At 68.1% G+C, this 21,136-nt stretch carries 19 protein-coding genes; 10 read left to right on the top strand and 9 right to left on the bottom strand.

The genetic code is table 11. The annotated features are described in order from the left end of the window. Positions 1 to 3: 3 nt before the first annotated feature. Together ACXJY8_RS18105 and ACXJY8_RS18100 are read right to left on the bottom strand one after the other, a co-directional pair. On the bottom strand, positions 4 to 828 hold the full coding sequence (locus tag ACXJY8_RS18105; RefSeq protein WP_463771623.1) for a DNA-binding protein: 825 nt from the start codon (positions 826 to 828) through the stop codon (positions 4 to 6). Positions 829 to 1,526: 698 nt separating this feature from the next. Further along, a complete protein-coding gene (locus ACXJY8_RS18100; RefSeq protein ID WP_463771619.1) occupies positions 1,527 to 2,702 on the bottom strand; it encodes a right-handed parallel beta-helix repeat-containing protein in 1,176 nt (391 codons plus the stop codon). 1,241 nt (positions 2,703 to 3,943) lie between these two features. Here ACXJY8_RS18100 and ACXJY8_RS18095 point away from each other — a divergent pair. Next, positions 3,944 to 4,981, top strand: coding sequence for an acyltransferase family protein (locus tag ACXJY8_RS18095; protein ID WP_463771615.1), 1,038 nt, complete (start codon positions 3,944 to 3,946; stop codon positions 4,979 to 4,981). A 453-nt stretch (positions 4,982 to 5,434) separates the two neighbouring features. On the opposite strand, the gene ACXJY8_RS18090 is transcribed toward ACXJY8_RS18095, so the two are convergent. Next, positions 5,435 to 6,163 carry a DUF3750 domain-containing protein gene (locus ACXJY8_RS18090; protein WP_463771612.1) on the bottom strand — a complete coding sequence of 243 codons (729 nt, stop codon included), beginning with the start codon at positions 6,161 to 6,163 and terminating at the stop codon, positions 5,435 to 5,437. 202 nt (positions 6,164 to 6,365) lie between these two features. Between ACXJY8_RS18090 and ACXJY8_RS18085 the strand changes: the two genes are divergently transcribed. Together ACXJY8_RS18085 and ACXJY8_RS18080 are read left to right on the top strand one after the other, a co-directional pair. Further along, complete coding sequence (locus ACXJY8_RS18085) at positions 6,366 to 7,868, top strand: NAD(P)/FAD-dependent oxidoreductase (protein WP_463771609.1); 1,503 nt, start codon at positions 6,366 to 6,368, stop codon at positions 7,866 to 7,868. Positions 7,869 to 7,903: 35 nt separating this feature from the next. Further along, positions 7,904 to 9,829, top strand: a complete 1,926-nt coding sequence (locus ACXJY8_RS18080) for a hypothetical protein (protein WP_463771605.1) — start codon at positions 7,904 to 7,906, stop codon at positions 9,827 to 9,829. Positions 9,830 to 9,847: 18 nt separating this feature from the next. On the opposite strand, the gene ACXJY8_RS18075 is transcribed toward ACXJY8_RS18080, so the two are convergent. After that, a complete protein-coding gene (locus tag ACXJY8_RS18075; RefSeq protein ID WP_463771601.1) occupies positions 9,848 to 10,543 on the bottom strand; it encodes a YoaK family protein in 696 nt (231 codons plus the stop codon). Positions 10,544 to 10,806: 263 nt separating this feature from the next. On the opposite strand from ACXJY8_RS18075, the gene ACXJY8_RS18070 reads away from it, so the two are divergent. From ACXJY8_RS18070 to ACXJY8_RS18060, 3 genes are all read left to right on the top strand, one after another. After that, a complete protein-coding gene (locus ACXJY8_RS18070; RefSeq protein ID WP_463771599.1) occupies positions 10,807 to 11,061 on the top strand; it encodes a hypothetical protein in 255 nt (84 codons plus the stop codon). A gap of 71 nt (positions 11,062 to 11,132) precedes the next feature. Continuing rightward, entirely contained in the window at positions 11,133 to 11,423 is a 291-nt protein-coding gene (locus tag ACXJY8_RS18065; protein ID WP_463771597.1) for a hypothetical protein, read from the top strand. A 126-nt stretch (positions 11,424 to 11,549) separates the two neighbouring features. Then, entirely contained in the window at positions 11,550 to 12,119 is a 570-nt protein-coding gene (locus tag ACXJY8_RS18060) for a peptidase S14 (RefSeq protein ID WP_463771594.1), read from the top strand. Between the two features lie 19 nt (positions 12,120 to 12,138). On the opposite strand, the gene ACXJY8_RS18055 is transcribed toward ACXJY8_RS18060, so the two are convergent. Next, positions 12,139 to 12,930 (bottom strand): hypothetical protein, encoded by a 792-nt coding sequence (locus ACXJY8_RS18055; RefSeq protein WP_463771590.1) that lies wholly within the window; start codon positions 12,928 to 12,930, stop codon positions 12,139 to 12,141. Then, the gene (locus ACXJY8_RS18050; protein WP_463771586.1) at positions 12,927 to 13,148 is read right to left on the bottom strand and encodes a hypothetical protein; all 222 of its coding nucleotides are present in this window, start codon (positions 13,146 to 13,148) and stop codon (positions 12,927 to 12,929) included. Before ACXJY8_RS18050 ends, ACXJY8_RS18055 begins: the two co-directional genes overlap by 4 nt. 444 nt (positions 13,149 to 13,592) lie before the next feature. Between ACXJY8_RS18050 and ACXJY8_RS18045 the strand changes: the two genes are divergently transcribed. Beyond that, complete coding sequence (locus tag ACXJY8_RS18045) at positions 13,593 to 14,615, top strand: helix-turn-helix domain-containing protein (RefSeq protein WP_463771582.1); 1,023 nt, start codon at positions 13,593 to 13,595, stop codon at positions 14,613 to 14,615. An 88-nt stretch (positions 14,616 to 14,703) separates the two neighbouring features. Continuing rightward, positions 14,704 to 16,026 (top strand): MFS transporter, encoded by a 1,323-nt coding sequence (locus ACXJY8_RS18040; RefSeq protein WP_463771579.1) that lies wholly within the window; start codon positions 14,704 to 14,706, stop codon positions 16,024 to 16,026. Here the strand turns inward: ACXJY8_RS18040 and ACXJY8_RS18035 are convergent. Next, positions 15,995 to 16,273: a hypothetical protein gene (locus ACXJY8_RS18035; protein WP_463771575.1), complete on the bottom strand. Its 279-nt coding sequence runs from the start codon at positions 16,271 to 16,273 to the stop codon at positions 15,995 to 15,997. The genes ACXJY8_RS18040 and ACXJY8_RS18035 overlap by 32 nt on opposite strands. 578 nt (positions 16,274 to 16,851) lie before the next feature. Between ACXJY8_RS18035 and ACXJY8_RS18030 the strand changes: the two genes are divergently transcribed. Continuing rightward, positions 16,852 to 17,238, top strand: a complete 387-nt coding sequence (locus ACXJY8_RS18030) for a hypothetical protein (protein WP_463771573.1) — start codon at positions 16,852 to 16,854, stop codon at positions 17,236 to 17,238. Positions 17,239 to 17,686: 448 nt separating this feature from the next. Here the strand turns inward: ACXJY8_RS18030 and ACXJY8_RS18025 are convergent, their stop codons facing one another. Beyond that, on the bottom strand, positions 17,687 to 18,481 hold the full coding sequence (locus ACXJY8_RS18025) for a trypsin-like peptidase domain-containing protein (protein WP_463771571.1): 795 nt from the start codon (positions 18,479 to 18,481) through the stop codon (positions 17,687 to 17,689). Between the two features lie 79 nt (positions 18,482 to 18,560). Next, positions 18,561 to 18,857, bottom strand: coding sequence for a hypothetical protein (locus tag ACXJY8_RS18020; RefSeq protein ID WP_463771568.1), 297 nt, complete (start codon positions 18,855 to 18,857; stop codon positions 18,561 to 18,563). A 386-nt stretch (positions 18,858 to 19,243) separates the two neighbouring features. On the opposite strand from ACXJY8_RS18020, the gene ACXJY8_RS18015 reads away from it, so the two are divergent. After that, a complete protein-coding gene (locus ACXJY8_RS18015) occupies positions 19,244 to 21,127 on the top strand; it encodes a methanol/ethanol family PQQ-dependent dehydrogenase (RefSeq protein WP_055954725.1) in 1,884 nt (627 codons plus the stop codon). Positions 21,128 to 21,136: the final 9 nt, after the last annotated feature.

The raw sequence follows: 21,136 nt of genomic DNA, 5'->3' as shown, positions 1-21,136 counted from the left end.
CGTTCAGCGCCTCTGCGCCTGCTCCCCGTCCAGAAGTTCGATCATGTCGGCACTCGCGATGTCGAGGGTCGGGCCACGCCAAGCCTCCATCACCCCCCGGACCCGGACCTGCCGCCCGCGCAGGGAGGCGGCACTCAAACCACGTTCCTGCAAGGCGCGCCAAGTGCGTTTCGACACGGTCACCGTGAGCCCGTCCTCGCCCCGGCGCGCGAAGTCGAGATAGGTGCGGCGCGGGCGTTCTCCGACCCAGAGCACGACGCCCTGGGCCACGACGAAACGACCCAGTCTGGTCCGCAGGGCGGGGCCGTCCCGGACGTCCGGAGCGGCCTGGCGCCAGAGGCCGCTTCCGCTCCGGCGCGCCCCGGCCTCGACGGCAAGGAGAGCCGGCCGGCACAGGGCGTCCCGCTCCCCCGCATCGACCGCGACGAGGCCGAGCGCCACCAGCCCGGCCGCGAGGTCGGGCGCCGCCTCCGCGGTGGGGTCCAGCGGCATCGCATCGACATGGGACCGGCCCCAGCGATCGACCTCGCCCCGGGCGACCAGGGTCAGGCGGTGTCCGCTCCGGGCGAGGAGCCAGGCATGGGCCTCCGCCGCGGCCTCGGGGGCGTCCGGCCAGCGCACGCCGTCGAGCACCGCCCGGGCGCCCGAGGCGAGGACCAGTTCGCCCCGTGGGCCGAGGCCGGCCAGACGGTCCTCCCGGGCCGGCGCCGCCAGGCATTCGGGCGCGACCGCGCGCGCCGGGCCCTGCAGTCCCGTGACGAAGCCCGGGATGACGCCGAGGAGCAGCACTCCCCGGACGAAGAGCGATCGTCGCCGCGCGATCGTCACGAAACCCGGCCCCCCGATGTGCGAATCCCCCGTCATTGTCGCCCCGCACGGGGGCGAGGCAAGGAAGAGCGCCCCCGCGAAGGGCGGTTCATGTGGCATTGCGGCAAGATGGCCACAGGCGGACGATGCCGATGGGGGCCGAGACAATCACCGGTGGAGGAGGGGCCGCCGACGGGCGACCGGAGTCCCCGGTCGTCGAGCCGGGACGTGCGAGCCCGGTTGGCGGCTCCGGGTGATGATGCTAGGAACGCCCTCGGTGAGTCTCCGTAGCTCAGCTGGACAGAGCACAGGTTTCCTAGGTCACAATTGGGCGTCGCGATGGGAAACCGCGCGGCGGATCCGCTCAAATTCGGGGAACGCTCAACGTGTGCCGCTGGCACGCGCAGCCAATCCCGAGCCAAGCCCGGCGCCCGCTCCCACGGGCACCGGGACGGTGTAGAGACTAGACGGGCGGCACCTAAGGGCCCCGGCGACGGGACCTACGGTGAAGGGATAGTCCAGACCACGAACGCACGCCTTCGGGCGGGCGGCGGCGGAAGCCGAAGTGGGATGAAACCTGGGGTCGCAGGTTCGAGACCTGCCGGGGACGCCACCACGCCGGACGGCCCTCTCGGGCTTGCCGTCGAGTTCCATGCCCGATGGAGTCCCATGGGGACGGGCGGCGGGCCGCCGGTCCCCGCTCTCAGGATCCCGCGTTCTCAGAACGCGCCTTTGCCGGCCGCCGGGCTTCCGGGCATCAGGCGGAGCTTTTCCGCGCCGGGATCGACGAACCGGGGATCGGCGTAGGTCTCGCCGGGGCCGAGGGTCATGGACCAGTTGTTGAACAGGTGCGTGGCCTTGTCCTGCAGGTGGAACACGTTGCCGGTGTGATAGCCGCCTTCGCGCTTGAACACGCTGTCCCCGGAGTTGAGACTGATGATGTTGTCCGCGATGCTGAAGGCGCCGGGCGCCGGATCGGCATCCAGGTAGAAGATACCCATCGCCTTGGCATTGGCCTTCGTCGCCACGATGGTGTTGCGCCGGAGGGTCACGTTGCGGAAGTCGACGGCGAACTGGCCCCCGCCGTTGTGCGGGTTGAAGAAGGGTTTGTTGCGCAGATCGAGCCCGACATTGAAGGCGATGTCCACGTTCTGGATGACGTCGCCCTTCTGTCCGCCCAGTTCCATGAAGCCGACGCTGTCCGCGCACCAGTTGTGATGCACGCGCAGGTCGGAGACGGATCCGAACAGCTCCACGCAACCCCCGTCCTCGCCGTAATCGTCGCTGGGCGCCGCATTGCGGAAGAACCGGTTGTGGGCGACCTCGTGTCCGGTGCCGGCCACCAGGACTCCGTTGGCACCGTAATCGTCGTCGGGATTCACCGACTTCGGCGTCATCTTCACCATCGTGAGGTCATGGATGACGTTGTTGAGCACCCGGCCCCGGCTGCCGAGCAACCCGACGCCGATGCCGACCCGGGTCATCTCGCTGTTCTGCACGGTCACGCCGACCGTGTCCTTGGGGGCCGCCACCCCGTAGCGGTTGGTGTCCGTGAGGAGCAGCCCATCGATGACCGTGTACGAACCGACGGTCAGGGCGTCGGTATAGGCGGTGGCGGCCCCGGTGATCCGGGGGAGCGCTCCGCTCCCGGATCGCTTCACGACGATGGGCTTGCCGGGCGATCCGACGGATTGCAGGACCACCGGACCGTTGATGACGGTGCCGGCGGGAATCAGAATGGTCGTCCCGGGCGGATAGGCCTTGGCGAGGCCCTGAGCGTCCGTGACGGTGACGGTGCTGTCCGGCCGCGCCCAGCAGGGGGGCGCCGCGAGCAGGCCCAGCACGGCCCCGGCCCCGAGGAGGGTCCTGCCCGTTCTTGCCGTTGTCCTTGCCATTCCGGATCCTTGTTCTCTGGTGCTGTCGCCAGCGCTCGAAGGTTCGGAATCCGTCCGGTCACGGCGGGCGCTCCGTCGACAGCAGGGTACGGTGCGACCTGCCCAGAGCGCCCATCGTCGCGCGCTACGGGGGACGGAATCACGGGTGGCCGGCCATCCGGGTCCGGGTCGTCCGGGGTAAGGAGTGTCATGTCAAGCGCCGGGCTGCCGATACGAGCTTGAATGATCAGCGGCCAGCTTCGTTCCTGCGGCGGGCGTGAGCGGCTGATTGTCCGCCCTTTCGGTCGATGGATCGCAGATTCGCGACGTACCGTTCGGCCACGGAGCAGACGCATCCTCTTCGAATGAAGATCGGCATTCGAGGCGCTCGTCGACACCTATGAATGACCGGCTGCGCGCGGCGATCTTTGCCGTGACGACTTTCCTCTGCTGCACAGAAGCGGATCGGCCAACCGCAGATCGCGGCCCAGCCGACCGAAGGGCGAGCCGGGGCGCGACCCGAAGGCGAGTGGCGCGGCGGGCGAAGGGCCCTTCGGCGATCCTGCCGCCAAATCTCTCGCTCGACAGGGGGGGGGCGTACAGTTTTCATTCGCAAGTTTTGCGAGAAAACTTCAAAGAGACGACCGAATTCTATCTGTACTGCTTGTGGGCGGATCGTGATTTCAAATTATAACACGATAAACACCAATTTGGATCATCAGAAAACTATTATTACCAGTTTAATAGTTATAAACTGTTGAGAAGGCGCATGTTTATTTTGTATTTTGAAGATATTATTTCATCGAATTGGCTCATTAACCTGCGCAATGCATAGGTAATCGATATCCTGTGGTGAGCGGATTGACGCGCATTGACAATAAAAATTCGTGCGAGCTGCGTATTCGAGTCAGATTTCGGTTGGAATTTTCTGTTGCGTAATAGAAAAATCCGAGTCATTGGAATAAATATGACTTCCGGATAGGGCTGGGCCTATTAACTTTTATGTAATCAATCGGGAATCTGAAATCGAGCGTCGAGGGCAGATATTTCAAGTCGCTTCGTATTTTCAGGTTGTATTTTGTTGAATGCTCGATCGGATGCGAGGTGGAAGACGATCAGCCTGTGGGCCTGCGCCTCGATATATCTGCCGATGCCGGTGAGACCGCTCCTTCACGCATCCCTTCAGGAAAATCGGGTCCGGACTGCACGTGAATCCCGAAATTCGTGGCTATCCTTGTGTTTAAATCTGACGGGTATGTGAGATGGTGCCGCAACGTCTTGGAAAATCGATCATACTTGATAATATACAGTATATGAGAGGTATTGCGGCCCTCCTGGTGGTTTTTTCCCATATTCTAGATGAGAGGTATTCTGCGCTCGGTGCGTTAGGCGTCGGAATCTTTTTTGTAATCAGCGGTTTCATCATGACCGTGACCGCCTGGGATTCCTTCGCGACGGTGGATGCACCCCGTGAGTTTCTGCTGCGGCGGATCCAGCGGGTCTTTCCGCTTTATTGGATCGCCCTGTCGATCAAGATTTTCATCGATAGCCGACAGAAGGACTTTGTCTGGACGACGGGCTCATATTTCCTGCTTCCCGTCGTCTCTCCGAACGGTCTGGTGGAGCCTGTTCACGGCGTAGGTTGGTCGCTGGTCTGGGAAATGATGTTCTATTACATTTTTGCCTTGTCTTTGTCGCTTCAACGTAGATCGGGCTTGGTCCTCATCTTGTCGGCTCTGGTCGCATTGACCTTCGCTGGATATCTGACGACCTTCAGGAGCGTCGCCTGGCATGGCAGTGCGATCTTCCTGCTGTTTGCACTGGGAATCCTCATCGGCATTGTCACGCAGGTTTCGGCCATCGATCGATCGCGGCATGGCCTCCTCGGGGGAGGTCTCGCCCTCGCGGCGCTGGTGATCGGCATCGCGATCGTCGTGTTCCAGATCAGAGAGGGATGGTTCGAGTTCCTCGAACTCGTCCTGTCGGGGGCCATCATCCTGGCGGCCGCGATTGCACCCAACATCAGCCCCTCGTCATGGGTGCTGAAAACCATGCATCTTATCGGAGACGCATCGTACAGTCTCTATCTGACCCATACCCTGACCTTCAGCCTGGGTCGGTCAATCCTGAAAAGAGCGCATCTGCTATCGTTGGAAGCCAGTCTCTGGCCGGTGATGATCGTCGCCGCCTGCGTCGTCGGAGTTCTGGTTCACATGGTCGTGGAAAAGAGGATCATCGCGTATTTCCGAGTTCGGACATCGCGCGGCAGGGCGATTGCTGCAAAGGCCGAAGTGTCCTAGCGACTTCCTCGTACGGGCTGTGTCGGCGTGCGAGGCGGGCGAAAGCGTTCCGCGATCGGAACGCGCGACCCTACGGGCGGCCCGTTCGGCCTCAAGGATGATGGCGAGTCTCCGGGTCCTAGACGCCGGACTCCTGCAACGCCTGATCGCCGATACGCGACTGCGGCGATCGTACCCCGTTCGGGCCGCTTCCATGACAGTCCAGGTTTGTTGTCATTCGAAAGATGAAGGATCGTGCTTAGCGGCAGCCTTTATCCTTGCGTAGCGGATGTCGGGGATGCATCATACTACGTAGCCGCGCCGCCAGTGCGTGGAGAGGACGTCCAAGTTGCCGCTATGCTTGCCTATCTGAACATCTATATCGGGTGCCTGGCGCTCTTCCTCGAGTTGAGCGTACGCGCGCCGGTCTGGCAGGATTAGCGTCGTTCGTCCGGGGGGCGCGGGGACCGCGCTTCACCACCCGACGCGTCCGAGGGCTGGGAGCTTGAGGGCCGGCCGCCGGAGGTCCAGGCCCGCGACGGCCCCGAGGATGTTCAGCTCCAGGCCCTCGACCCAGGCGACCGTCAGCCCGAGATAGCCGCCGAGGTTGAGCCGGAATCCGGTCCGCGACGGCGTCGGGCCGATCCAGCGGCCGTCATAGGGAAAGTCCTTGCCGATCGCGGTGGCGGGCAGGCTCGCCGCCATCTCCGGCACCGCGCTCATCACGGCGGCCACGAAGGTGTTCGAGTTCGGCCCGGGCCAGACGGTGTAGTCCCCGGGCTGCGCGTAGCGGTAGGTCCGGATCGTCTCCCGGATGCGCGGGATCATCGCCTCGGCGGTCGGACCGTCGGCGCCCACGACGGTCTCGGGCACGCTCCCGAACCAGCGTCCGTCCGGCACGAAGCGATCGATCCAGATCGGCTGGCCCCAGGCCGTGTAGTCGAAGCGCTGATAGGCGGGCGCACCGGCCTCCTTGACGACGATCCAACTGTGGGTGGCGACGATGCCGCGCCAGCTCACCGTCCGGGCCGAGAAGATCCGCACGATCGCCTCCGGATGCGTCGAGGCCGGAGGCAGCAGGCCGGTGCTGGAGCGGTCGGCGGAGCGCCAGTCCCCCCGGGTCTGGCTGGCATAGAGAACGGCTGAGATCGCGATGGGTGCGAGGTAGACCAGGACGAAGGCGAGAGCGGCGATCTTGAGCAAGGCGGTTCCGGACGGCGGGAGGACAGGACCGATATGGGAAGCCCGGCTGCCGGGCGGGAGGGCCGCCGGGGGGCGGACCCGGCTGCGAGGGCGGCGCGGATGTCGCGCGGGGGAACCGTCCGCATGCCGAAAAGGGCTTCCTTAACCAATCCGGAGTATCCCGGGAATGCTTCGTCCTCTGGTTGATTGACGGTCCTGCCCGATGAGCCACCACTCGGAAACGCTCGTGATCGGGGCGGGTCCCGCCGGCCTGACCGCCGCCTACCTGCTGGCGAAGGCCGGGCGCTCCGTAACGGTCCTGGAGAAGGATCCGGTCCAGGTTGGCGGCATCAGCCGCACGGTGGCGCATAACGGCTACCTGTTCGACATCGGCGGCCATCGCTTCTTCTCGAAGTCGAAGGCCGTGGTCGACCTCTGGGACGAGCTCCTGCCGGACGACTTCATCGAACGGCCGCGGCTGTCGCGGATCTTCTACAAGGGCAAGTACTACGCCTATCCGCTCAAGGCCTTCGAGGCCCTGCGCAACCTCGGGCTCCTGGAGAGCACCGCCTGCGTCGCCTCCTACCTCTATGCCCGCGCACGGCCGATCGCGGAGCCGAAGAGCTTCCACGACTGGGTCCGCAACCGCTTCGGCGAGCGCCTGTTCTCGATCTTCTTCAAGACCTACACCGAGAAGGTCTGGGGCATGTCCTGCGACGCCATCTCGGCGGACTGGGCGGCCCAGCGCATCAACGGCCTCGATCTGGGGGCGGCGATCCGCGACGCTCTGGTGCGCTCCCTCGGCCTGCGCAAGGCGCCGCGCGCCGGCGAGCCCGTGATCAAGACGCTGATCGAATCCTTCCGCTACCCCCGCAAGGGGCCGGGCATGATGTGGGAGGCGGCTGCCGCGAAGGTGGTCGCCCGGGGCGGAACCCTGCATCTCGACCGGGGCGTCGACGGCCTGCACTTCGAGGCCCGGACCGGGCTCTGGACCGTCACGGCCAAGGCCGTGGACGGCACCCGCGAGACCTTCACGGCGCGCAACGTCATCTCCTCCGCGCCCCTGCGCGAACTCGTCGGGTCCCTTTCGCCCGCCCCGATCAGCACCTTCCAGGCCCGCGCCCTACAATACCGCGACTTCCTCACCGTGGCGCTGATCGCGCGCTCGGACCGGAATTTCCCCGACAACTGGATCTACATCCACGATCCGTCCGTGCAGGTCGGGCGCGTGCAGAACTTCCGCTCCTGGTCGCCCGAGATGGTACCCGACGCGGCGCATACCTGCCTCGGCCTGGAATACTTCTGCTTCGAGGGCGATGGGCTGTGGACGCGGTCCGATGCCGACCTCATCGCCCTCGCCAAGCGCGAGATCGGCCAGATCGGGCTGATCCGGTCCGAGGACGTGGTCGATGCCTGCGTGGTGCGCCAGCCCAAGGCCTATCCGGTCTACGACGAGGATTACAAGGCGCACGTCGCCACGATCCGGCGCGACCTCGAGCACGCCTACCCGAGCCTGCACCTCGTCGGGCGCAACGGCATGCACAAGTACAACAACCAGGACCACGCGATGATGACCGCGATGCTCACGGTGGAGAACATCCTCGCCGGAGAGCGGCGCTACGATCCCTGGTGCGTGAACGAGGATGCGGAATACACCGAGGCGGGCGTCTCGGGTGCGCAGGACGCGCTGACGAGCGAGCGCCTGGTGCCGCGCCGGGCGGCCTGACCGCGATGGCGACGGCAGGGATCACGGAGCGCCCGGTGCCCGTGCCGGACCCCGCACCCGGCCTCGCCGCTCCGCGCTGGCCCTCGGCCCTGCGCCGCTCCACCTGGCCCCTCCTCGGGATCGCCGGTCTCGCCCTCCTGCTGCATCCCTACGAAGGCATCCACGGCGACGCCCGCATCTATGTGGGACGGGCCCTGGCCGACCTCGACCCGGAGGGGGTCGGGCGCGACCTCATGTTCACCCATGACGGGCAGTCGCGCTTCAGCCTGTTCCCGCTCGCGCTGCGGGGTTTGGTGGCGGCCCTCGGCGCCGGCCCGGCGGCGCTCGCCGTCGGCCTCGCGGGGCTGGTCGCCTGGTTCTGGGCCGCCTCGGTCCTGGCGGGCGCCCTCGGCGCCGGACGGCGGCGCTGGATCGTGCTCGCCGCCATGGCGGTCCTGCCCGCCTGGTACGGCCTGCCCGGCATCTTCCGGATCGGCGAGGCGATCGCGGCGCCGCGGACCCTGGCGGAGGCGGCGGTGCTCGCCGGTCTCGCGGCCATCCTCTCGGGCCGCCGTGCCCGGGCGCTCGGGTTCGTGGCGCTCGGCGGCCTCGTCCATCCGATCATGGGGCTGGCGGGCCTGGCAGTGATCGTTTTCGCCCTCGTCGCGGAGAACCGACGCTGGCTGCTGGTGCTACTGCCGCTGCCCGTCGCGATCCTGGTCGCCGCCGGTCTCGGCGTGCCGCTGTTCGCGCGCCTGCTGCAACCCGTCGATCCCGAATTCCTCGGTATCCTGCGCCAGCGCTGCGCCGAACTCTTCCCCGTGCTCTGGCCGAGCGAGGCCTGGGGGCCGCCCGCCGTGCAGGCCGCGTCGATCCTCATCGCCGCGACCCTGGTTCCGAACCGGACGCGTCGCGTGCTCCTGGCCGCGCTCCTCGCCGGCGCCTGCGGGGTGGCCGCCACCACGCTGTTCGAGGAACTGTGGTCGTCGCTCCTGGTGATCCAGGTCCAGCCCTGGCGCTTTCTGTGGATCACCTCCGTCCTCGGCGCCGGCGCCTTCGGCCTCTGCGCGGCCATCCTTCCGCAGGGGCGGCCGGGAGACCGGATCACCCTCGCCCTCCTGGGGCTGGCCTGGGTGTTCTCCTTCGACCTCGTCCTCGGGGCCACCGCCGGCTTCCTCGCCGTCGGGGTCCACGCGGCGGTCCGGCGGGACTGGCTGACGCCGTCCCGCACCCTGATGCGCGCGACCCTGGCCCTGGTCGGCCTCCTCGTCGCCGGCCGTCTCTGCCTCGAAGCGCTCACCCTCGGGTGGCTCGCCACCCACCTGACCGAGGGGGCCCAGCTCGAACTCAGCCTGATCCGGAATTTCCCGATCGTGCCGCCCCTGGCCTTCGCCGCCGGCCTCGCCTGGATCGCCGCGGAGCGGTCCCGGCCCGCGAGGGCGGTCCTGGCCCTGGCGCTCGTCCTCGCCCTCGTCGGTTTCTGGGACGGGCGCTCCCCAGCATTCCGGCGCATCGAGGACCGCACCCTGCTGCCCGGCCTCGCCGCCGCCATCGCGGAGCGGTCCGGGGAGGTGCTCTGGCTCGACGGCGGAGCGGAGACCTGGCTGGCGCTCGGCCGGCCGAGCTGGATCACCAGCCTGCAGGGCGCCAGCATCGTGTTCTCGCGACCCCTGGCGCTGCTTTGGGCCGACCGGACGGAGCGGCTGATCGCGCTCGGCCTCGCCACCGATGCGCAGCGCCGGCCGTTCGCGCCGCCGGTTCCCCTGCGGGCCGCCGATCCGCCGCCCGGGGCCGTCGCGACCCTGTGCGCGGCGCCGGACGCACCCGCCTGGGTCGTGGTGCCCATGGGCGACGGCCAGGCGCCACCGGCCGGCGCGCGGGTGTTCACCCTCGCCGATCCGCTCGTGGTAGCGCTCGCCACCCCGGACGGCCTGACTTGGCGTTGGACGATCGCCTACGGGCTGCTGGCCTGCGGTGCCTGAAGCACCCTTCGCGCCGCGTCAGGCACGGTGGAGGAGCACGAGGCCGACCAGCGCCGCGATGGGGATCGCGACACAGGCGAACGAGAGGGCGGCGACGCCGAAGGCGCCCGCGAGCGCCCCGACGGCGAAGGCCAGCACCGCCGGCAGCATCCGGCGCATCCGTCCCCGTGCGGCCCCGTCCGGCGGGACGACGCCCCGCCCCCAGTCCACGAGGTCGATCACCGCCTGGGTGACGTTGACCGTCATCACCGTGGTGGCGGCCAGATGGGCGAGGCCGAGGCGGCCGATCGCGTTCTGGACTCCCATCGCCCCGACGCCGAGCATCCCGACCGTCACCGCCGCCGCGCCGTCGGGCGAGCCCAGCGGCGAGAGCGCGAGGCCGGCGGTGCCGAAGGCGGTGAGCAGCACGATCTCGAGCCCGAGGAGCCAGCGCAGGGGCGCCACGCCCCGGCGCTCCAGCGCCAGGGCGAGGAGGCGGGTGGCTGCGACCGCGATCACGAAGGCCGGCAGGGCAAGCAGCTTGGCGACCACGCCGGTCGAGGTCGACACGAGTTCGGCGCCCAGCAGCACGAAGTTGCCGGTGACGTGCGCGGTGAACAGGCCCGCCAGGGCGATGAAGGCCGCGGCATCCACGAAGCCTGCCACGAAGGCGAGGCCGATCCCGGCGGCGAGGTCCGTATCGAAGTGCGGGCTGGAGAAGGAGCTCGATGCCATCGTTGCGTCCGCCGAGGGGCTTGGCGGAGCCGGACCGGCCGGGCACCCGCCATACGCCGCCGGTTCTGGCCGAACCCAGAACGGAACGGAAGCACCCTTCGGCCCCGACGCCTCGGGACGGGGCGTACGAGCCTCCGGACGCGCGATCCCGCATGCGGCATTTTCGGCCTCGCACGGTGCGACCTCCGGCGTCGATGGCACGAAATCCTGCGGAGGCTGGCCCGGCCCCCTGAACCGCCGCCAGGGCCGTTCGTTGTGTCGACATGACGAACACAGCAACCGACCCGTCCACCGCCGCCGCTGCCCGGATCGCGGATGCGCGCCACCGCGAGCTCGCCACCGAGCACCTTCTGTTCGGGACGATCCGCTTCCTGGCCCAGGAGCATCCGGAGCTTCTCAACGCCCTGGAGGCCAGCGTCGACCATCTCTGGGACAAGGCCGACGACGACACCCGGGACGACGAGGCGGTGCGGGAGGTGGCGCGCCGCTTCCTCAAGAGCCTGCGGGCCGAGCGCTGATCGTCCCGGCGCGAGGCCGCGTCCCGCACGTCCGTTCCGCGACTCCGTTCTCAACGATTCAGGAGGTCATCATGTCGAATGGTCCGGCGCAGTCGAAATCGATCCTGCGCACCACGCTCGCCGCAACCCTCGTGCTGGGTCTGTGCGGCGGCGCCCTGGCCCGCGGCGGCGGCAGCGGGGGCGACGGCCTGTCGCCCTACGCCGCCCTGAGCGGAAACGACCGCTCCGCCGGCGTGAACAACGGCAACTACCGCGATCCCGCCCTCGACCCCTATCTCGGCGCCTACGAGGGCCGCTACGACCGCCCGGTGCGTGAGCGCTACCGCCCGAGCCGGCAGCCCTATTACGGCACGCCGTACTGACTGACCGGCGTCGGGCGGACGGCGCCCGGCAGCGGGTCTCGGACCGGATCGGCATCGCGAACCGATCCGGGGCCGGGAACTTGCGTTCTTTCCGGGACGGCCACGTCTCGACCCCGGGAGGACCCCATGGACGCCAGCCCCTTGCCCCCATCCGCCTTCGATGCCCCCGCGATTCTCCTGTCGGGAACGGTCGACCAGGACATGTACCGGGATTTCCGGCGCCAGCTCGATGGGGTCGGCGACCGGGATCTCGTGGTGGTCGAGTTGACGACCCTCGGCGGCGATCCCGAGGTCGCCCGGATGATGGGCGAGGACATCCGCTTCAAGACCGGCATCCTCACGGACCGCCGGTTCGTCTTCCTCGGCAAGGCCGCGATCTATTCCGCCGGCACCACCTTCATGAGCTTCTTCGCCCGATCGAACCGCTATCTCACCCGGGGCACGCGGCTGATGGTCCATGAGCGCAAGCTCGACAAGAAGGTGGTCCTCAACGGCCCCCTGACCACCTGCATCGCCTCCGTGAAGGCGGCGCTGCACGAGATCGAATGCTCCATCGAGATCCAGAACGAGGGCTTCGCCAACCTCGTCCGGGGATCGCAGGTGACCCTGGAGGAGGTGCTGCGCCGGGCACCCGAGAACTGGTACATCGAGGCGGGCGAGGCGCAGGCGCTCGGACTGATCGAGGGCGTCCTCTGACGCCGTGCGGCGCGCTCGCTCAGGCCGGTCCGTCGAGGAAAGCGGGGTTGGGTTCGGCTTCCTCCGTCCTCTCCGGTCGCCCGGCCGTCTGCAGGCGCGCGGCCTGCCGGGTCGAGGCTCGCTCGCCGGCTTCGAGACCGCATTTCTCCACGTGCACCACGCGGTTGACGACCTGGAGGTTGGGGGCGCCCCAGAAGCCGAGAAGCGTCGGCCAGGGATCGTCGCGGTGCTCGCGCCAGACGCGGTAGAGGGGCACCCGGTGGTCGACCTCCGCGGTCTTGAACAGGCGCTTGCCGGAGGCGGCGCAGCGATGGCGCTGATGCGCCTTCAGCACCTTCACCTGATCGCTGGGCGCTACCCAGAGCTTCCACGCCGCGACGCAGGCCGCGTGCCAGCGCGCGTTCTTGTTCGGCACGCCAACCCCCCAGAGGTCCCGGTGCCAGCCGAAGCGGAAGACCGGCTGCCCGCAGATGCAGCAATGACCCTTGCCGCGCGCATGGGCCGGCTCCCGGAAGGGGGAGGGCGGCATCCGGAAGGTGGCGGCGAGGCCGGCACCCTTCTCGGTGCCGAGGCGCCAGGACCAGCCCTCGGGATGTCCCGAGCGCGTCGCGAGCGCCCGGGCCAGCCGGTCCGCCCGCAGGAGATGCGCCCGCCAGTAGCTCTCCACCGCGAGGCGCGGGGTCGGGGGAATCAGCGGACGCGACAGGGCATGGCGCAGGACGGATGCCGGGAAGACGCCCGGCAGGGCACGGTCGAGGCGGGCACGCGCTGCGACGTTTCGCTCGGCCCTCCACTCCGAGGCGGCGCTCACGCCCGGACGAGGCCGTCGTCGGCGGGGGCAGCCACCGGCAGGACGGGCGTTGCCGGGCGTCCTGCGACCGCATCCGCCAGCCGGTTCAGGCGCCGGCCAAGATCGACCACCTCGTTCAGGGCAATGGACTTCTCGCCGTTCTTCACGGCGCGGGTGATATCGCTGAGCTGAAGCTTGGAAATGCGAAGCAACTCGGCGGCAAGCTGGTCTCTGGTCATCGGGCGCATCGCGGAATGAGGTGGGCGGCGGGATCAGCGAGATCTAGGACGTAACGGTTACCGAGGTGTTGCGGCCGGCGGCCTTGCCTCCGGGCCAAATGATGATGACCATCATCGGTTTTTGCGCGCCGAACCGGTTCTGTGCCGAGGATCCGGGGCGCATCGACCTCTTTCGACAAGAGCAGGTCTTGTCCTGCGGCGTCCGCAACAAAATCGCACCTCGTTATTGTTTCGGATGCGACGAGGCCCGGACGAATCTTCGTGCTGCCACCGGCCAAGGCACGCGTTCACTGATCACGCCGTCTGTCAGACTTGGCTCTTGCACTGGTCACGGACCCGTGAGTTGTACTCGGCGCCCCCGACACCCTATTCGGGAGGGTGTTGGGGGCGCCGGTCGGGCATCGTCCGATCGGCCGTGTTCCCTCCCGCCGGGTTCCACCAGACGTGTCCCTCCCGTCATTCGCCTTTTCCACGCAGGAGGTCCGTCCGGACTACGCGTTCGAGGCGTACCGCGATCTCTATTCGGGCGGGGCCGACGTCGCCCGGATCAGCCCGGAATTCCACGCCCAGGTCCGGGCCTACCGGCTCGACCGGATGATCCTGTTCAAGCGCCGCCTGAACGGGCTGCAGCACAGCCGGTCGCCGCAGCGGGTTCGCCAGGACGGCTTCGACCACGTCACGCTTCACCTCCTCCTCGAGGGCGAGCTGGTGGCCGGCCCGCCCGGGAACGAGCGTCGCGTGCGACCGGAAGAGATCCTGGTCTGCGACAACACGCTGCCGCATCTGAGCCGGGCGCACAACGTCTGCCAGATCTCGACCCCCGTGGCGCGCGCGCTGATCGAGCCGCTGGTGCCTGATCTGCGCCGCTTCCACGGGGCGATCCTGCCGCAGGCCGTCGGCGGCCTGATCGCGGATTTCATCCTGTCCCTGACCCGCCGCTCGGACTCCCTCGATCCGACCGTCGTCGCACAGTCGAGTGCCGTCCTGGGCATGCTGCTGGGTGCCGCCCTGCGCGGATATTCGGCACCCGCCGATGCCGTCGTCTGGGCGGCCGCCCACGATGGTCCGGACGACCTCGTCCGGCGCCGGGAGGCCGAGGCCTACGTGGAGCGCCACCTGGGCGACCGCGACCTCAGCGCCGACACCCTCGCGGCGGGGGTCGGGATCTCGCGCAGCCTCCTCTACCGGGCCTTCGCACCGGATGGCGGGGTCGCCCGCTTCGTGCAGCAGCGCCGCCTGGAGCGGGTGCGCGACGCCCTGCGGCGGCGGACCGAGACGCGCTCGATCGCCAGCCTCGCCTATGCGTACGGCTTCTCCAGCGAGCAGCATTTCAACCGGGCCTTCCGCACGACCTTCGGCCGCCCGCCCGGGCAGTTCCGCACCCACATGCAGCGGATGCGCAGCGAGGCCCATGGCGGGGCGGGCCGGTCCTGGCCTCTCGCGGACTGGCACAGCGAGCTCTATTGATGCGGGCCATTCCCGACGTGACGCGGGCGCGCGCCGCGTCGCGGGCCGCATGAGCGGCGGCCTCCGGAACGACCCAGGCAGGGTTCCCGTGCGAGCGGCTCTGGGCTTCGGCCCCCTGGCGCTGCTCATCCTGGCGCAGCTCTCGGCGGCCAGCGACCGCTTCCTCATCACCCTGGTGACGACCCCGGTGAAGCAGGACCTCGCCCTGAGCGACGCCCAGCTCGGGCTGCTCCACGGCTCGGCTTTCGTGGTCTTCTATGCCCTGGCGATGCCGCTCTTCGGCAGCCTGGCGGATCGCGGCCACCAGCGCAGGATCCTGCTCGCCAGCATCGGCCTCTGGACCCTGGCGACCCTGGGCTTCGGCCTAGCCGGCTCCTTCGCGGTGCTGTGCCTCAGCCGGCTTGCCCTGGGACTGGGCCAGGCCGGTCTCGCGCCGGCCTCGCTGTCGCTCATTGCCCACGGCTCCGGACCCGGCCGCATGGCGCGGAACGTGTCCCTCTTCACGGTGGGCGGCAGCTTCGGGCAGAGCTTCGCCCTTCTCGCCGGCGGCGCGGTCCTGGCCTGGCTCGTCCTGCGGGGCGGGCTGGCCTTCCCCGGGATCGGACCGCTTGCGCCCTGGCGGGCCCTGTTCGTCCTCGCCTGCCTGCCGAACCTCGCGCTGATCCTCGGCGCGGCCGCCCTCCGGCTGCCAAGGCCGCCGCCGGCGGCCAGGCCCGGCTTGAGGCCCGCCTGGACGTGGATCCTGCGCCGGCGGCGGAGCTACCTGCCGCACTGCGCCGCGGCCGCCTGCGCCGTGCTGATGGGCCGGACCCTGGCCGCCTGGGGGCCGACCCTCTACGTGCGCAGCCACGGCATGAGCCCGGCGGAGAGCGGCGTCGTGCTGGGGGGGCTGCTACTGATCGGGGGGCCGATCGGCCACCTGTCCGCCGGCTTGATCCTGGATCGCGTCGCACGGAGGCACCGCCGTGCGGCCGCCTCGCGGATGCTCGGCCTCGGCCTCCTCGCCGCGTTGCCGGTCGCGATCCTGATGGCCCTGGCCCCGGATCGGACCCTCTCGCTCGCCGCCTTCACCCTTCTGACGGCCGTGATCGGGTTCACCGCGCCGCCCGCGGTCACGGGGGTGCAACTCCTCACGCCCGTCAGCCTGCGCGGGCGGGTCAGCGCACTCTTCATCGCCGCCGTGACCCTGACCGCCTCGGGCACCGGCCCGCCGCTCCTCGGTCTCCTGGCCGACACCGTCTTCGGCGCCGATCATCTCGGGCGCGCGCTGATCGTGCTCTACGCCCTCGTGGGCGTTCCCGGGATGCTGCTGGCCTTTCGCGCGGCGCGGTCGTCGGGCCCGCGCGGCGATGCCTCGCGATCTCCCGTCGGAGGGAACGTCAGCGCCGGGCGGCCATCATGTCATGGGTGAGCACCGTCAGCTTTCCGATCAGGCCGGTGATGTCGGCGCCGTTACAGGACCATTGCGTGCCGATGGCCTCGCCATCCGCGGACACGGAAACGACGGCCACCGAGCGCAGCTTGCCTTCCCGCGCCAGGGCGAGCTGATCCTGAAGCACCGCGATCATCGAGGCGATGTCCGCATCCGGCGTCGTCGGCGCGATACGGGGCGGAAACGGTACGATCCCCGCGCCATTCGGCTGTCCCTGGTTGTTCATGGCGACTGTCCTGCGCTGACCTCGATGACACAGACATGCAGACGGCCTGGGGACGGAGTGTGGCAGCTTGTCCGTGTCGGTGCAGGTCGATCGCGAGTGTGGCCGTACGAACACAGTCGGGGAGCGTCCGGCATTCCTGGCGATGAAAACGGTTCCCCACGTCAGGCGCGGCAGGGCCGCTGACCGCGATCAATCGCGGCGAACCGGTGCGGCGCCGGATGGTCGGAGAACGGACGCATGGGACAGGCCGACACTCCGCGGCGTGCTTCCACCACGCGACGGAAGATACCGAAGAAAATCAGCCATCTGCTCGAAAAAACTTGGCGCACTCGACACGATTCGAACCTGTGACCTTTGCTTTCGGAAGGCAATTCATAGTCATATAAGACGTTCAGGGACGACTGAGTACGCTCTTGTTGCTGAACTTATTCGTCCTCAAGAACCTGTCCCGTGTGTGAGACGGAGTGTGGGACGCCCGATGGCGAAGACTTTGCCGATTGATACGGCCGCGAACGGTCGAAGCGCCCATCCCGCAAAAACCGGACTGGCATGGCGTGTCCGGCGGGCGTGGCGGTGCGATGAACGCGCCGAAGCCAGCGGAGGCCGCCTATGAGCTCCTGAACGTCGCCGGCAACGGCCGGGAGGCGGTCGAGGGCGCTCGCCGCACGTTCTGGGACAGCCTCGAGGGTCAGGGACGCAGCAGAGGCGAGACCACGGCCAGCATCGATGGCGTGCAGCCGTGGATGCCGCGGCGCGTCGCCCGCTTCCCGGAGGATACGCGCAATCGTGCCGTCGCGGAGCGGCTCTATCGGGACGACCCGGAGCACCGGCGCAACATCGAGAAGATCACCGACGCGCTCCAGACCGTCGACACGCGCTTGCGCGCCCGCGCGACGGGCTCGTCCGGCACGGCGCAGGGCGTCGGCCAGGTCTTGTCGCCCAAGACCCTGCAGAGCCGGCTCTAAGCCGACTAGCGCGGGCAGGTCTCGGGCACCTTCCTCATCACCAGCATCGCCGCCGTGGCCGGTCGGCGCGGCGTGGCGCGCGCTGACAGAGGCCCTTGGCCGTCTGGTCGACGAGGCCCTGGCTCTCCCATCTGGCACGCCGAGCTGCGGGACGATCCACCATCCGAGGCACGACCGCCTCCACTCAGCGGGATCGATCGCACCTTCGGCACACGCGGCGCTGTCGCGCTGTGGCTCGGTGGCGCGCCGGTTTTGGAGGCCTTTGAGGAAGTTTATGCACCCGCTTCGGGTACGGACCCTGAGCTTGAGAGAGCGTTTGGTACCGCACCAAATTCGCCTCGGCCGTAACGTCGATCGGTTCTCGAGACCTGACCTTCGTAGAGGGGCATGGCCCCGGGTCCACAGGCCGTCGATGCCTGCGCCGCACGCCACACGCCCCGGCCGCCGCTCAGCGCACCGTCGGGTCGGCGGCGAGACGGGTGCGGATGGCCTCCGTGAGGCCGCCCTCGAAGAGCAGGGCCGAGCCGTAATGGTACTCGATGTCGAAGGCCCGGCGCGAGTTCATGGACAGGGAGGCGCTGTGGAGGGCGAGGAGGCGGCCCTCGGCGTCGAACAGGCCCGAGCCGGAGCCGCCATAGCCGTTGTTGCAGTCGTGGCGGACGCGCCGGATCGCGTCCTCGCTCGGCGGGTCGATCCGGTGGATCGTGCAGGGCTCGAGGCTGCTCTGGCCGGGATAGTTCGCATGGCCGCCGGGGGAGACCATGACGACCGGGACCGGCACAGACCCGGTCGGCAGGTCGGGGATGGCCGGCACCGGCTGCGGGCGCACGCCCTCGGCCGGCTCCGCCAGGTCGACCAGCGCCCAATCGTCGGTGATGTGCAGCGACATCGCCCCCGGCACGGTGCCGAGGCGCAGGGTCTCGGGGGCGAAGGCGTAGTTCCGGCCGCCGATCTGGAAGAAGCAGTCGGCGATGTCGCGCGTGGGCTCCAGGTGCCGGCTGCGAAAGTTGTGGGCGTTCAGCACCACGAGGCGCGGGCTGCCGATCAGCCAGGCGGCGGCCGCCTTCCGGGGAATACCGTCCGCCCGGCAGTAGAGCACGCCGGCGCCGGGATAGCGGGCGTAGTCCGACCCCTCCAGTTCGCGCCGATCGTCCTGCGGATAGAGCGCCGCCCAAAGCTGGGGGCCCTCCGCCCGCCCCGCACCGCTCCAGCCGAGGCCGACGAGCCCCGCACCGGCGAGCACGAGGCCTAGCAGCGCTCCGCCCCCTCGGACGCGCGCCCGAATCGACCGCCTCGGTCCACCGCTGCCCTGGCCCAAGCGCCTACTCGTCGGCTGTCTGGTGGACGGAGACGCAGATCTTCACCGCCTGCTCCAGCTTGGTGTCGCGCGGATTGCCGATATTCGCCGTCTCCTCGAGGCAGCGGACGAAATAGTCCCGGTCGAGCTGCGGCGAGAGGCTCGAGAACGCCTTGCCCATCCGGGTGGCGAAATCGACCCGGTCCGCGGTCGGGGTGCGCGACCAGCTCGCGACCGGATCGTCCAGCGTCAGGCGTGCCGCCTCGGCGCGCGATGTCGCGCCGAGGGCACAGAATAAGAATATCGTAAGATTGCGAGCCATATTCAAAAGTCTTTCTTGGATCTCTCAAGCTGCTCGATCAGGTGCACCATCATTCCACGGGAGACATCCTGTCAATTGCCCGGCCGATATTCCCCGAATTGCCAGAGAAAAGGCCTTTTTATTCCGATTTTCACAGCATCGATTGCCGATTGATCCCGATAAAAAAGTGCCAACATCCCGCAGACAGCGCGAAAGACAAATGCTTGTATGAATAGCCAGCCGATCAGTAATAAAACATTCATAAGAAGCACTATATCTCAAGATAGTCTTATGAATACGACGGGCCCCTGGGATCAATACGGGGGTTTGTGCTGACCCGGCGAAATCAAAGGCTGTGCCCGACCGGACGGTCGACGGACGCGGCCATCAGGGTAGGAGACGTTGAGATGAACAGGTTTCTGGCTTCGGTCTCGGTGATGGCGCTCGGCGCCCTGGCGCCGTTGGGCCTGCCGAGCATGGCCGCCGCGAACGACAAGCTCGTCGAGATGGCGAAGGACGACGCCAACTGGGTGATGCCCGGCAAGAACTACGACTCGGACAATTACAGCCCGCTCAAGCAGATCAACACCAGCAACGTGAAGGACCTGAAGGTGTCCTGGACGTTCTCCACCGGCTTGCTCAACGGCCACGAGGGCGCCCCGGTGGTGGTCGACGGGAAGATGTACGTCCACACCTCCTTCCCCAACAACACCTTCGCGCTGGGCCTCGACGATCCGGGCAAGATCCTCTGGCAGGACAAGCCCAAGCAGAACCCGGCCGCCCGCGCGGTGGCCTGCTGCGATCTCGTGAACCGCGGCCTCGCCTACTGGCCCGGCGACGGCAAGACCCCGGCGCTCATCCTCAAGACGCTCCTCGACGGCAACGTCATGGCCCTCAACGCCGAGACCGGCGAGACCGTCTGGAAGGTCGAGAACTCCGACATCAAGGTCGGCTCGACGCTGACGATCGCGCCCTACGTGGTCAAGGACAAGGTCATCATCGGCTCCTCCGGCGCCGAGCTCGGCGTGCGCGGCTACCTCACCGCCTACGACGTGAAGACCGGCGCCCAGGTCTGGCGCGCCTACGCCACCGGCCCGGACAAGGACCTGCTGCTGGCCGACGACTTCAACATCCGCAACGCCCATTACGGACAGAAGGGGCTCGGCACCTCCACCTGGGAGGGCGATGCCTGGAAGATCGGCGGCGGCACCAACTGGGGCTGGTACGCCTACGATCCCGGCACCAACCTGATCTATTTCGGCACCGGCAACCCGGCGCCCTGGAACGAGACCATGCGTCCGGGCGACAACAAGTGGACGATGACGATCTTCGGCCGCGACGTCGACACGGGCGAGGCCAAGTTCGGCTACCAGAAGACCCCGCACGACGAGTGGGATTACGCGGGCGTCAACGTGATGATGCTCTCGAACCAGAAGGACAAGGACGGCAAGGACCGCAAGCTCCTGACCCATCCGGACCGGAACGGCATCGTCTATACGCTGGACCGCACGGACGGCTCGCTGGTCTCGGCCAACAAGATCGACGACACCGTCAACGTCTTCAAGTCCGTGGACCTGAAGACCGGCCAGCCGGTCCGCGACCCGGAATACGGCACCCGGATGGACCATCTCGGCAAGGACATCTGTCCCTCGGCGATGGGCTACCACAACCAGGGCCACGATTCCTACGATCCGGAGCGCAAGGCGTTCTTCATGGGCATCAACCACATCTGCATGGATTGGGAGCCCTTCATGCTGCCCTACCGCGCGGGCCAGTTCTTCGTCGGCGCGACGCTGAACATGTATCCGGGTCCGAAGGGCGACCGGCAGAACTACGAGGGCCTCGGCCAGATCAAGAGCTACAACGCCATCACGGGCGCCTTCCAGTGGGAGAAGATGGAGCGCTTCGCGGTCTGGGGCGGCACGACGGCCACCGCCGGCGGGCTGGTGTTCTACGGAACCCTCGACGGCTACATCAAGGCGCGCAACTCGGACACCGGAGACCTCCTCTGGAAGTTCAAGATGCCCTCCGGCGCCATCGGCTACCCGATCACCTACACCCACAAGGGTGAGCAGTACGTGGCGATCTACTACGGCGTCGGCGGCTGGCCGGGCGTCGGCCTGGTCTTCGACCTGCAGGACCCGACCGCCGGCCTCGGCGCGGTGGGCGCTTTCAAGAAGCTCGCCAACTACACCCAGATGGGCGGCGGCGTGATGGTGTTCTCGCTGGGCGGCAAGGGCCCCTACGACGACCCGAACGTCGGCGAGTACCAGACGGCGGCGGCGAAGTAGGCCGCACGA

It is taken from the genome of Methylobacterium sp. TK31, from assembly GCF_055361545.1.
Note: the sequence above shows the minus strand (reverse complement) of the source record. Positions and strands in the feature narration are given on the sequence as shown.

What these genes read in the sequence shown, in the direction of transcription:
- ACXJY8_RS18035 (WP_463771575.1), bottom strand. Translation starts at nt 16,273, where the DNA reads ATGAACAACCAGGGACAGCCGAATGGCGCGGGGATCGTACCGTTTCCG.
- ACXJY8_RS18085 (WP_463771609.1), top strand. Translation starts at nt 6,366, where the DNA reads ATGAGCCACCACTCGGAAACGCTCGTGATCGGGGCGGGTCCCGCCGGC.
- ACXJY8_RS18050 (WP_463771586.1), bottom strand. Translation starts at nt 13,148, where the DNA reads ATGACCAGAGACCAGCTTGCCGCCGAGTTGCTTCGCATTTCCAAGCTT.
- ACXJY8_RS18070 (WP_463771599.1), top strand. Translation starts at nt 10,807, where the DNA reads ATGACGAACACAGCAACCGACCCGTCCACCGCCGCCGCTGCCCGGATC.
- ACXJY8_RS18015 (WP_055954725.1), top strand. Translation starts at nt 19,244, where the DNA reads ATGAACAGGTTTCTGGCTTCGGTCTCGGTGATGGCGCTCGGCGCCCTG.
- ACXJY8_RS18075 (WP_463771601.1), bottom strand. Translation starts at nt 10,543, where the DNA reads ATGGCATCGAGCTCCTTCTCCAGCCCGCACTTCGATACGGACCTCGCC.
- ACXJY8_RS18020 (WP_463771568.1), bottom strand. Translation starts at nt 18,857, where the DNA reads ATGGCTCGCAATCTTACGATATTCTTATTCTGTGCCCTCGGCGCGACA.
- ACXJY8_RS18030 (WP_463771573.1), top strand. Translation starts at nt 16,852, where the DNA reads ATGAACGCGCCGAAGCCAGCGGAGGCCGCCTATGAGCTCCTGAACGTC.
- ACXJY8_RS18095 (WP_463771615.1), top strand. Translation starts at nt 3,944, where the DNA reads ATGGTGCCGCAACGTCTTGGAAAATCGATCATACTTGATAATATACAG.
- ACXJY8_RS18100 (WP_463771619.1), bottom strand. Translation starts at nt 2,702, where the DNA reads ATGGCAAGGACAACGGCAAGAACGGGCAGGACCCTCCTCGGGGCCGGG.
- ACXJY8_RS18060 (WP_463771594.1), top strand. Translation starts at nt 11,550, where the DNA reads ATGGACGCCAGCCCCTTGCCCCCATCCGCCTTCGATGCCCCCGCGATT.
- ACXJY8_RS18065 (WP_463771597.1), top strand. Translation starts at nt 11,133, where the DNA reads ATGTCGAATGGTCCGGCGCAGTCGAAATCGATCCTGCGCACCACGCTC.